Annotated in this window: 8 protein-coding genes and 1 pseudogene; 3 read left to right on the top strand and 6 right to left on the bottom strand. The window is 64.8% G+C overall.

The features are described from left to right. Positions 1-247: 247 nt before the first annotated feature. The 4 genes and pseudogenes from GWC77_RS29700 to GWC77_RS23025 all read right to left on the bottom strand — a co-directional run. Positions 248-379: pseudogene (locus GWC77_RS29700) on the bottom strand (type VI secretion system baseplate subunit TssE); the annotation flags it as partial. A 277-nt stretch (positions 380-656) separates the two neighbouring features. Continuing rightward, positions 657-2,261: an amidase gene (locus GWC77_RS23035; protein ID WP_173260659.1), complete on the bottom strand. Its 1,605-nt coding sequence runs from the start codon at positions 2,259-2,261 to the stop codon at positions 657-659. 287 nt (positions 2,262-2,548) lie between these two features. After that, positions 2,549-3,910, bottom strand: a complete 1,362-nt coding sequence (locus tag GWC77_RS23030) for an AAA-associated domain-containing protein (RefSeq protein WP_173260657.1) — start codon at positions 3,908-3,910, stop codon at positions 2,549-2,551. 41 nt (positions 3,911-3,951) lie between these two features. Then, positions 3,952-5,709 (bottom strand): ABC transporter permease subunit, encoded by a 1,758-nt coding sequence (locus GWC77_RS23025; RefSeq protein ID WP_173260656.1) that lies wholly within the window; start codon positions 5,707-5,709, stop codon positions 3,952-3,954. A 376-nt stretch (positions 5,710-6,085) separates the two neighbouring features. On the opposite strand from GWC77_RS23025, the gene GWC77_RS23020 reads away from it, so the two are divergent. Both GWC77_RS23020 and GWC77_RS23015 read left to right on the top strand, forming a co-directional pair. Further along, on the top strand, positions 6,086-7,762 hold the full coding sequence (locus GWC77_RS23020; protein ID WP_173260654.1) for a sensor domain-containing diguanylate cyclase: 1,677 nt from the start codon (positions 6,086-6,088) through the stop codon (positions 7,760-7,762). 116 nt (positions 7,763-7,878) lie between these two features. Next, a complete protein-coding gene (locus GWC77_RS23015) occupies positions 7,879-8,142 on the top strand; it encodes a hypothetical protein (RefSeq protein WP_173260651.1) in 264 nt (87 codons plus the stop codon). Positions 8,143-8,156: 14 nt separating this feature from the next. Here the strand turns inward: GWC77_RS23015 and GWC77_RS23010 are convergent, their stop codons facing one another. Together GWC77_RS23010 and GWC77_RS23005 are read right to left on the bottom strand one after the other, a co-directional pair. Beyond that, positions 8,157-9,455 (bottom strand): ATP-binding protein, encoded by a 1,299-nt coding sequence (locus GWC77_RS23010; RefSeq protein ID WP_173260649.1) that lies wholly within the window; start codon positions 9,453-9,455, stop codon positions 8,157-8,159. Next, positions 9,439-10,161: a response regulator gene (locus tag GWC77_RS23005; RefSeq protein ID WP_173260647.1), complete on the bottom strand. Its 723-nt coding sequence runs from the start codon at positions 10,159-10,161 to the stop codon at positions 9,439-9,441. Before GWC77_RS23005 ends, GWC77_RS23010 begins: the two co-directional genes overlap by 17 nt. Before the next feature lie 218 nt (positions 10,162-10,379). On the opposite strand from GWC77_RS23005, the gene GWC77_RS23000 reads away from it, so the two are divergent. Continuing rightward, on the top strand, positions 10,380-10,958 hold the full coding sequence (locus GWC77_RS23000; RefSeq protein ID WP_173260645.1) for a periplasmic heavy metal sensor: 579 nt from the start codon (positions 10,380-10,382) through the stop codon (positions 10,956-10,958). Positions 10,959-11,222: the final 264 nt, after the last annotated feature.

Genomic DNA, 11,222 nt, shown 5'->3' with positions numbered 1-11,222 from the left:
CGCGCGGCTACACGCGCTTCGAAACAATGCGAACCGTGCTGTTCCTCATCGCCGGCAAGCTAGATTTCTCCAGCTTCAACCCGCATGCCTCGTGAGCCGCGTTACCCACTGCATTTTCAAAAGAGCCGTTTCATGTCGATTGCTTCTGTTGAATGGCTGCAACTATATCGGCAACCGGTTTGGAGGCGGAAAACCTCGAGTTGTGCCGGTACGCGGGCTCGTACGGGCATCAAGACACGGAAGATGGGAGCGACTCGATATGTCGGGCGACCGTGCTCTTCAGTTCCTCAAGCGACAACTGACGAACGGTGGCAGGGGTCGGCTGATGCTGGCCGTCACCGAATAGTTTGCTGAGCAAGCCGGGTTCGAAGCGATTCATCGATAGGCCAAGGTTCTTGTTCAATCGGAAGCGGTCGTTTCCCGACCGAAATCCGGGCGTATCGTACAGGACTGTTTTTCGGCAAGTCCACACGCGCCCCAAGCGGCCTATTCAGGTAGTCAGGGTCAGCGGAGCCGCAAGCAGGACTCCGCGCCATGATAGATGGCGGATCAGGACTCGAGGTCCTCGAGGCTGGAGATTTCGGTGTGATCGTTATACGAGAAAATCTCGCCGCCCTCCCTGGGACGGCTTGCCCCCATCCCAACCGTCTCCGGTGTCAACGCGATTGGCGTGCGAAGTCGATACCGTTGGAGCGCTCGACGTAGGTTGGCTTTGCCTGCCATTCGCCCGATTGCTCGAATGCGTAGCCGTATGAAAGCAGCTTGGCCTCGCTCCAGGCCGGACCCACGAACGAGAGGCCCACCGGCAAGCCGTAGACTGTCCCGGCCGGTACCGTCAGATGCGGGTAGCCGGCCACCGCGGCGTAGCCGGGAAATGCAAGCCGGTAGCGATCACCGCCGGCGTAGTCGATCAACCAGGGCGTCTCGGAGCGCGTCGGCGCGACGATGGCATCCAGCCGGTGTTCGCCGAGCGCACGGTCCAGTCCGTCGCGCCGTGACACGCGTTGACAATAGGCGAGCGCGCGCCGGTAGCTGTGCGCTTCGAGACCGCCCATTGCGCGCGTGCGCAGGAACATATCCTGGCCGAATAGGTGCAGTTCCTCCTCGGGGTGCGCTTCGTTGAAGGCAATGATGTCGTCCAACGAAGCGATGCCGGCATGCGGCGCAAAACGCTGCAGCCATTTCGGAATGCCATCCTTTAGCTCATGCAGCAGTATCGACTGCGCCCGAGTTCCCCATTGGGGAACGGGCAGCTTGATCGAGTAGTCCAGCGTCGCACCGAGCGATTTCAACCCGTCAACGACCTTTCTCATATGCTGGCCGACAGGGTCACCCTTGGTAAAGAATTCGGTCGCGACGCCGATCCGCGCTCCCTTCAGGGCGTTGCGATCCAATGCGGCGACGTAGTCCTCCGCCGCTGGCGCACCCAACGTCACATCGTCGCGCCGGTCGGGCCCGGCGATCACGCTGAGCAGCGCGGCTGCGTCCGTGACGTTTCGCGTGATGGGCCCGGCGGTGTCCTGTGTATGCGAGATCGGCACCACGCCGTCGCGACTTACCAGCCCAACGGTAGGCTTGAGCCCCACCACGCTCGTGAATGCGGCCGGCGATGTAATGGAGCCGTTGGTTTCGGTGCCGATAGCCATATCGACGATTTCCGCCGCGACCGCGACGGCCGAACCGGAGCTGGAGCCGCACGGAGAGCGGTCGAGCGCATGCGGATTCAGTGTCTGGCCGCCCACCGCGCTCCAACCGCTCACGGAGTCCGACGCTCGGATATTCGCCCATTCGCTCAGATTGGCCTTGCCGACGATCACCGCGCCCGCGCTGCGCAGCTTTTCGACAACGGTTGCATCGCGGGTCGGGACGATGCCGGCCAGTGCCAGCGAGCCCGCGGTGGTGGCGGTCCCATCGGCGGCGGCAATGTTGTCTTTAATGGCGAGGGTGCGCCCATGGATAGGGCTGCGAATGAGGCCACCGTCGAGGTCGCGATCGGCTTGCTCCGCTTCCCCCCTCGCAAGAGGACTTGTCCCGATCATGCTGCGAAGCTCCGGGCCGCCCCGATCGAGCGATTCGATAAGCTTCAGTGAACGATCCAGATTGTCGCGGGCGCTCCCGCCAATGCGCCTGCGCAATCCGTCCACGGCGCTACGCGAGGCAGGTTGAGGCGCAGGTGCTGTCGCCGCGTTACCGGTCGCTTCGACGCAATCGGGGTGGCCACTGATGTGGCTCGACGAGTCTTTATCAACGCGCGGATTCATCGATGAGATCGTGATCGACAAAAGGAGAATGTTCGGCGCAGCAACCGACACGGCGTCGCCGGCTTCAACCAAGCACGCAGCTTGGCATATTCGTCGTTCGCATTCCGGAGCATGACGAACATGGGCGGGATAAAGCGAAGACGATCGGCGGGATGTCGCCGATCGATGGATGCGTGACGGGTACAGAACTGTCTTTTTACAAGTCCACACGCGCCCCAAGCGGCCTATTCAGGTAGTCAGGGTCAGCGGAGCCGCAAGCAGGACTCCGCGCCCGTGATAGATGGCGATCAGGACTCGACGTCTTCGAGGCTGAAGATTTCGGTCTGATCGTTATACGAGAAAATCTCGCCGTAGCGGCCCCAGTTGATGACGGCGTCGAGCGTTTCCTCGGCCGCGCTGTCCGATAGAAAATCCTCGAGCTCCTGCTCGAACCGCACGCGCGGCGCGCGATGGCCCGGGCGTTCGTTGAGGACTTTCTTGATACGCGCGGCGAGCGGCACATGACGCAACAGGTGTTCGGCGAACATCATCTTGCGTTCCTGCGTGCCGAACTCGGCGAAGACGCGCGCGGGCGGCGTGAGGAAGATATCGCCCTCTCGCACGTCGGTGAAGCCGAGATGCTGGAGCACTTCCGCGATCGGGAAGAGATCGTCGACCTCGAGATGCAGCGAGCGCGCGATTTCCGGCATATCGGCCCGGCCGTGATAGGGCGGCGCCGCGAGCGTTTCGATGAGACCCGCCATCAAGTTCGTCGAAACGCTCGGCAGCCAGCTGCCGAGCTCGAGCCCCTTCTTCGTGGCTTCGTCGGTTCGGCGCGCCGTCATCTTCGCGTAGATGTCGTCGACGAGACGCTTGAAGGCCGGATCGAGACGGTTGCGCGGATGCGCGAACGGCACCTTGATTTCTGCGATCACGCGCCCCGGGTTCGACGAAAGCACGAGGATGCGATCGCACATGAACACCGCCTCTTCGATGTTGTGCGTGACGATCAAAATCGATTTGATGGGCATGCGCCGCTGCGTCCACAGGTCGAGCAAGTCCGTGCGCAACGTCTCCGCGGTCAGCACGTCGAGCGCCGAAAACGGTTCATCCATCAAGAGCAACGTGGGATCGACGACCAGCGCGCGCGCAAAGCCGACGCGTTGGCGCATGCCGCCCGACAGTTCGCGCGGGTACGCGTTCTCGAATCCGTCGAGGCCGATCAGATCGATTGCGGCCAACGCCCGTTCGCGCCGCTCGCGCGCACCGACGCCCTGCGCCTCGAGACCCGCTTCCACGTTTTGCAAGACGGTGAGCCAGGGAAAGAGCGCGAACGTCTGAAACACCATGGCGACGCCCTCGGCGGGACCGGCGAGCGGTTGGCCGAGATAGTCGACGTGGCCATCCGTCGGCTCGATGAGCCCGGCAATGATGCGCAACAGCGTCGACTTGCCCGAACCGGAACGTCCGAGCAAACCAACGATCTCGCCCGAGCGCAGCGAGAGATTGACGTCGTCGAGAACGAGCAGTTCGCCCTGCGCTTTCGAAAAGCCGCGGCACACGTCCTTGACATTGAGGATTTCCTCGCCGAGACGAGGCGCGGCACCGGCGCCGAGCGACACGGGTGAAGCGGACGACGCCGAGGTCGGTTCAGCTTTGGGGGTTTGCATTGCGCTTCACTCTCGAATGGACCTATCGTGCGTTTTTTGCATCAATCGAGCCGGAGCTTCGACTCGGCATAAGCATAGAGCGGCCGCCACAGACTGCGGTTGAACAGCGTGACGAACAGCGACATGATGGTGATGCCGAGAATGATCTTCGGAAAGTCGCCCGCGGCAGTCATCTGCGCGATATAGGCACCCAGCCCGTGCGCGACGACATGAGTATCGCCCCACTGGACCGCCTCGGAGACGATGCTCGCGTTCCAGGCGCCGCCCGAGGCCGTCAGCGCACCCGTCACGTAATAGGGGAAAATGCCCGGCAGCATGCACTGGCGCCACCATTGCCAGCCGCGAATGCGGAAGTTCGTCGCGGCTTCCCGGTAATCGTTCGGATAGGCCGTCGCTCCGGCGATCACATTGAACAAAATGTACCACTGCGTGCCCAGCACGATCAGCGGCGAAAGCCAGATGTCCGGATTCAGGTGAAAGCGGACGATCACGACCACGAACACCGGAAAGAGCAGATTGGCCGGAAAGGCAGCGAAAAACTGCGCAAGCGGCTGAATCTTCTCGGCCAAGGCCGGACGCAGCCCGATCAGAACGCCGACGGGCACCCAGATCAGCGAGGAAAGCGCGATCAGGATCGCGACGCGCACGAGCGTGATGAAGCCGAGCAGAACGACGTGCCAGACTTCGTCGAGCGCCACGCCGGTCCGCACATAGGCCGCGACGCGCCAGACGACGTACAGCGTACTGGCGAGCAGCACGAGCGCCCACGCGATATCGGTGGCGCGCGACGATGCGCGCCGCGCGCCACCGGCACGGCCCAGCCGCAAGCCCGGCGGCAACGACAACCGGATCGGCACGCGCGCAGCTTTCGAAAAAAGCCACCCCACCGGCACGAGCAACCGATGAATGAGCCGCGTGCGCCGCACGACATCGAGCAGCCACGACTCGGGCGCGTTGCCCGAACTCGTCGTCTCCATGCGGAATTTGTCGGCCCAGGCGACGAGCGGGCGGAACATCAACTGGTCGTACGCGAGGATGACGACCGTCATCGCGAGAATGACCCAGCCCACCGCGACGAGGTTCTTGTCCGAGATTGCCTGCGCAAGATAGGCGCCGATGCCGGGCAGCGTGATCGTGTTGTTGCCGACGGTGATGGCCTCCGATGCGACGACGAAGAACCAGCCCCCCGACATCGACATCATCATGTTCCAGATGAGACCCGGCATCGAGAACGGAACTTCGAGCTTCCAGAACCGCTGCCAGGCGGTCAGGTGGAAGCCGCGCGAGACCTCGTCCAGATCGCGCGGCACCGTGCGCAGCGACTGGTAGAAGCTGAACGTCATGTTCCAGGCCTGGCTCGTGAAGATCGCGAAGATGGCCGCGAGCTCGGCGCCGAGCACCTGCTTCGGGAACAACGCCAGGAAAAAGGTCACCGTAAACGAAATGTAGCCGAGCACGGGCACCGACTGAAGGATGTCCAGGATCGGAATCAGCACCATGCCCGCGCGCCGGCTTTTGGCCGCGAGCGTGCCATAAACGAGCGTGAACGTGAGCGACGCGCACATCGCGGCAAGCATCCGCAGCGTGGTGCGCAGCGCATATTCGGGCAGGTTCGTCGGATCGAGCGAGATCACCTGCGTCTTGAGCGTCGAAATCGGGGCCATCGTCTGGTGAACGCCGATGGCCGCCATCGCGATCAGGCAGATGATGAGCGGAAAGGCGACGAAGTCCCAGCGGTTGGGCAACAGCCGCCACACCGATGCGTTGGCGGTGCGCTTCAGGTCGAGGCTGAAGTCCATCAGCGCCCCCTGGCCTGGCGGCGTGAGGCAGCAGCCTGGCACGCGGGCGAAGGCGCCGGCAAACCCGAAACTGGTAAGTTGAACATGTCGAGGCGTAGGGATGCAGTCATTCGTGGGCTCCGGCCGCCCGGCGGTACGATGGGCACATGTCCGGCTTTTTCCTGCTTTTGCGACGGCAAGACAGTACTACAGACTGTGTTTCAGGCACAACCGCGCGCCTACGATGAAACCCCGAGAGCCGTTCAGTTTGCGCTGGGCAGGCCGATAATACCGAACAGGCGGTGCGCCGCATGAAAGCCGGCGGGGCGTTGGGAGCGGCATGCGGCCCCATTGTCGCGCCGCCCGGCGCGGGCAGTACGCATGGACCAGGGAGTCGATGAACAAGAAAACATTGCACTGGATGATGGTCGGGGCGAGCGCCGTCATGGGCATGCTCGTCTGTTGGCTCGTCGCTGGTCAAGTCGCTGACCAGATGGTCCTGCACGATCTGAACGATACGGTGCGCGGGCAGTCGCAGCTCTCGCTCGCCACGGCCGACAACATCGCCCAGATCATCGCCAGCGATCTGTCGATGGCACGCGCCATTCCGGCCACGCTCGCGGAAACGCCGGTCATCCAGCGCGTGCTCGCGCAAGCGTACCGTCTTCCCGAGAAGCGCGCGGCGCAGGAAGCGGAACGCCGGGCGCGACTTCTCGCCGTGCCCGCCTTACGCCGAGCCGACGCGTTCTTGCACGACGTGCGCGGCTTTGCCGGGCTAGACAATATGTGGCTCGTCGATACGAACGGCCTGTGCGTCGCCTCCAGCGACGCGTTCGAGCGCCTGTCGTGCGTCGGCGTCGATCTCTCGAACCGGGGCTACGTCAAAGAGGCGCTGCTCGGCGCGTATGGCCAGATGTACGCCGTGGGGCGCGTCAGCGGCGAGAACGGAGTGTTCCTCTCGGCCCCTGTCTACAGCGATGGCACCCTCGTCGGCGCCATCGTGGCGAAGATCGGATTACGCAGGCTGCGGCACTGGGTCGCGGCACCGGGCTCCTTCGTCGCCGACGAGAACGGCGTCGTCGTCATGGCCAACGAAAGCCGGTTCGAAGGCTATCGCCTGCCCGGAGCCCGCATTACCCATATGGACACGGCCCAACGCCTGGACAGCTACCGCCGCTCGAGCTTTCCCGTGCTCGATATCGCTCCGCTGCGTTCCCGCATGGCGCGCAGCGCGCCCTGGGTACCCGCGGCGTTGGCCAACCAGATGGTCGAGTTGCAGGCGGCCGGTCCGCCCTCGCTTTACGTCATGCGCAACGGGATCAACTCGGGTTTCTCGGTGCATCTGCTCACGCCCATCACGCTTTGGCAGCATTTACTCGATGAGCGCATCAATATTCGCGGGCTGACTTTCGCCGCGCTGATGGGCTCGCTGCTGCTGGCTGCCACGATCGCGGCCTCGTACCGCCGCGAGAAACGCCATCATCGCGAGGCGCGCCGTCTCGCGAGCGAGCTCCAGGCCTCGAACGCCCAGTTATCCGCGGAGGCCCGCGACGACGCATTGACCGGTGCCCTCTCACGGCGATATTTCCTCAGCCTGCTGCAGCGCGAGATCGACGCTGCGCGCACGCGCGGCACACCGCTTTGCGTGGCTATCGCCGATCTCGACCACTTCAAGCAGATCAACGATCGATTCGGCCACACTATCGGCGATTACGCGCTCGAGCACTTCGTCGGGCGCTGCCGCACCATTCTACGGGCGACCGATGCGATCGGCCGTCTGGGCGGCGAAGAATTCGCCATCCTGCTGCCGGCCACCTCGCTCTCCGAAGGGCTGGCCGTCGCCGAACGCATACGTGAAACGCTGCGGGAGGAGCGCTCCCCGAGGCTGCCGGACGCCGTCGACCTGCGCGTCAGCATCGGCGTGACCGGTCTGGCCGACGACGACACGCTGGAGCGCTTCATCAGCCGGGCCGACCGGGCCCTTTATAACGCGAAGGCCGCAGGCCGCGATCGCTCAGCGGCCTTCGCGGCGCATGTCGCGCCGCCGCCGGCAAACGCGGCGGTCCACCGGTAGGGCCCGCGGCGGCCAAGCTCGGCCGATCGGCCAATCGACTGCGCCTTGACGGATAGACCGGGTATCATCGTCCTTTCTTGGCACGAAGCCGCCGATCGATCTACCTGGAGGTTCGCATGAAGGGCAATTTGGTCATCATCTGTCGCGACCAGGACGCGGATGCGTTCGATCATCTGATGGCCGAGTACGGCGCATTTCAGACCCGCCTGTCTTCGACCGCGTGGTATCTGAAGTTCGACGCCGCCCCCGAAGCGGTGCAGGAAGAAATTCTGGCGCGGCTCGGCAAGTACACGACTCATTACATCTTCGGCGCCGATAGCGTGACATACAACACCGTCGACAGCGAGGCCGCCTCAGCGCTCGATACGCTGTTCCAATAGCACGGCGGCCGGCCCTACGCCGCCGCGCTCACGGGCACGTCGCGCGGAAAACGCATCGTCACGCGCAAACCGCCGTCCTGCGCATTGCCGATTTCGCACTCGCCACCCATGCGGCGCACGAGCCGCTCGACGATCGCGAGCCCGAGGCCGCTGTGTCCATTGCCGCCGCGGGCCGGATCGAGCCTCACGAACGGCCGGCTCGCGTCGATGAGGTCGCGCGGCGCGATGCCTTGGCCGTGATCGCTGACGGCGAGCAGCCATCCGTCGGCCATGCGCACCGTTTCGACGACGACGGGCGGTGCGCCATAGGCATGCGCATTGTCGAGCAGGTTCGAGAGCACGCGATCGAGCGTGGCCGTCGGCAGCCTGAAGCCCGGTCCCGCCGCCAACGCGGTCTGCACGGGCGGCGCGCCGGGCGCAACCGCACGGTAGCTGCGCACGAGACGTTCGCACTGAGCGTCGACTTCGACGGGCTCGCTCGAATCCACGCCGTCCTGCGCAAAAACGAGAAATTGGTCGACGATGTGCGTCATCGAATCGACGTCGCGCACGACGCCATCGCGCTGCTTGATGTCGTCCATCATTTCGGCGCGCAGCCGCATGCGCGCAAGCGGAGTACGCAGATCGTGCGCGATGCCGGCGAGCATGATGGCGCGGTCGTTGTCCGCGCGCGATACCTCGGTCACCATCTGATTGAAGCCATGCGTGAGCGCGCGCAGCTCGCGCGGACCGCGCTCGGGTACGGGCGGCACGGGCTGACCGCGGCCGAAGCGCGCGACGGCCGAACTGAGCGCCCTGAGCGGCTGTTGCAGCCGCCACGCCACGAACAGTGCGCACATCACCGCCGCGGAAAAGATGACCGCGAGCCAGAGCACCATGCGATCGAGCGAGCGCGGCGGATGCAGCGAAAGCATCGGCACGACGATCCAGTGCGAATCGCCCGCCTCGTGGACCCAGAGCATCGGCGGATGCCCGGGCGGGCCGATCCGCACGTCCGAGCCCGCAGGCAGGCGGTCGCGGAACTCGTCGACGAAACGCAGGATCGCGGGCGGCAGATCGCGGCGCGGCGGCGGAACATCGGGGCTGGCCGTATCGATCGCGCGCACGCGCGAGGGCAGCGGTTGGTTCGGCGCACGTGCGACATGCTCGCGCACGGCCTCCACGAGGAATGCAGCCTCTTCGACGGCGTAGCGGGCCTGGGCGTGGCTGCGCTCGACACGGATCAGCGTGAACCAGGCAAAGTGGGAGATGAGCAGTACCGCTACGACGAGCAGTGCCAGCCGCCCGAACAGCGAATCAATGGGTCGGCGCATTGGGCTCGCCATTCGGCACGAAGACATAGCCGCGTCCGCGCACGGTCTGCACGAAGCGCGGCGCCGACGGATCGGTTTCCAGGATTCGGCGCAAACGCCAGACCTGGACGTCGATGCCGCGGTCCGTGCCGTCGTACTCGGGCCCGTGCAGGAGCTCCAGCAGCCGCTCGCGCGTGAGCGTGCGCATCGGATGGTTGATGAAGATCTTCAGCAGCGCGAACTCGCTGCCCGACAACGTCAGCGGGCGGCCGTCCATCGTCAGCGTGCGGCTCTCGAAGTCGAGCACGAAACGCCCGAACGCGAACGGCTCGCGTTGTTCGGGCGCCGCGGACGGTACCGTGCGGCGGCGACGCAAGACGGCCTGCACGCGAGCAAGCAACTCGCGCGGGTTGAACGGTTTGCCGAGATAGTCGTCGGCGCCGAGTTCGAGGCCAACGATGCGATCCACGTCGTCCGCGCGCGCCGTCAGCATGATGACGGGAATGTCGTCGCCCGAGGCGCGCAGTTTGCGCAAGGCGGTGAGCCCATCGACGCCGGGCATCATGAGATCGAGCACGATGAGATCGGGGCGCTCGCGCTCGAGCCGCCGCTCGAGCGTGGCAGCGTCATGGAGCACCGACACCTCGATGCCCTGCCGCACGAGATAGTCGCGCAGCAGATCGCGCAATTCTGCGTCGTCGTCGACGATGAGGATTTGAGTAGTCATGGCGCGAAGTTTAGCGCGAGCCAGGTCCCCGTAACGGGCCCGGCGCGGTGAAAGGGTTACGGAAGGTTACGGCGAAAGCCGGACGTAAACGCACGTAACGGGCCCCGATACGCGCGTAACACGCCGGCTTCGTTGCGAAGGCTAGTCTTCACGCAGCGTTCGTGGCGCCGCATGGCCGGTGTCCTCGCATCGCTTCACTTTCCATGAAGGAGTATTCGATGAACCCGATCTTGCGCGGATCGTCCCGCTATCTCGCTACCGCAGCCGCCGCGCTCGCCGTCACGTTCGGCACTGCCTTTGCCGCCGGCGGCAATGCGTCGCCGGCCGGCCCCGACGGGGCCGCGATGCAAGGCGGCCCGGGGGGCTGGCATGGGCACGGTCCATTCATGATGGAGCGCTTGAACGCGCTGCACGCCCGGCTTGCGCTGACACCTGAACAGGAGCAGAAATGGCAGACGGCGCTCGCGACGATGAAACGAAACCATGAAGCCGAGCGCGCCAATCACGACAAGATGCGCGAGCAGTTCAAGGCGGCGCAGCAGCAGCCGATCCTCGATCTTGATGCACTGCACGCTACGCATCAGCAGATTCGCCAACAAAGCGACGCGCTTCACGAGCAGACGGCCACGGCATGGCTGGCTTTCTACGACAGCCTCGACGATCAGCAAAAGACGACCGTCAGTACAGAGCTGAAACAACACTTCGCGAAGATGGAGTCACGCCACGAGAAGATGCGTGACTTCTGGCGGCAGCATCATGGCGCCGGCAGCGCCGGCGGCCAGCCGACGGCGCCTTGAACCGCGCCCGTCCAGCCCCGCCGTACAGCTAAAGGGCGTAGCGCAGCGGGTCCCCGGCGCCCCGCATGGCGCCCGCAAACGCCTGACGGCCCCTCGAGCCGCCGCGCGCCGAATGGCCGCGGCGCTTTTTTCGTGCACTACCCGGTTGCACCCGCAATCGTCGAATCGGGCGCGCGGGTTCCCCCGCAGTAGCGCCGCATCCGGGTTGAGGTAAAATACCGCGCTTTTCGCGGGGGCGAGCTCCGGTAGCCGGTAGTGCGACCG

This window comes from Paraburkholderia sp. NMBU_R16, from assembly GCF_013282575.1.
In the GTDB taxonomy this organism is placed as follows: domain Bacteria; phylum Pseudomonadota; class Gammaproteobacteria; order Burkholderiales; family Burkholderiaceae; genus Trinickia.
The sequence above is the reverse complement of the archived record's forward strand: the minus strand, read 5'-3'. Positions and strand labels throughout refer to the sequence as shown.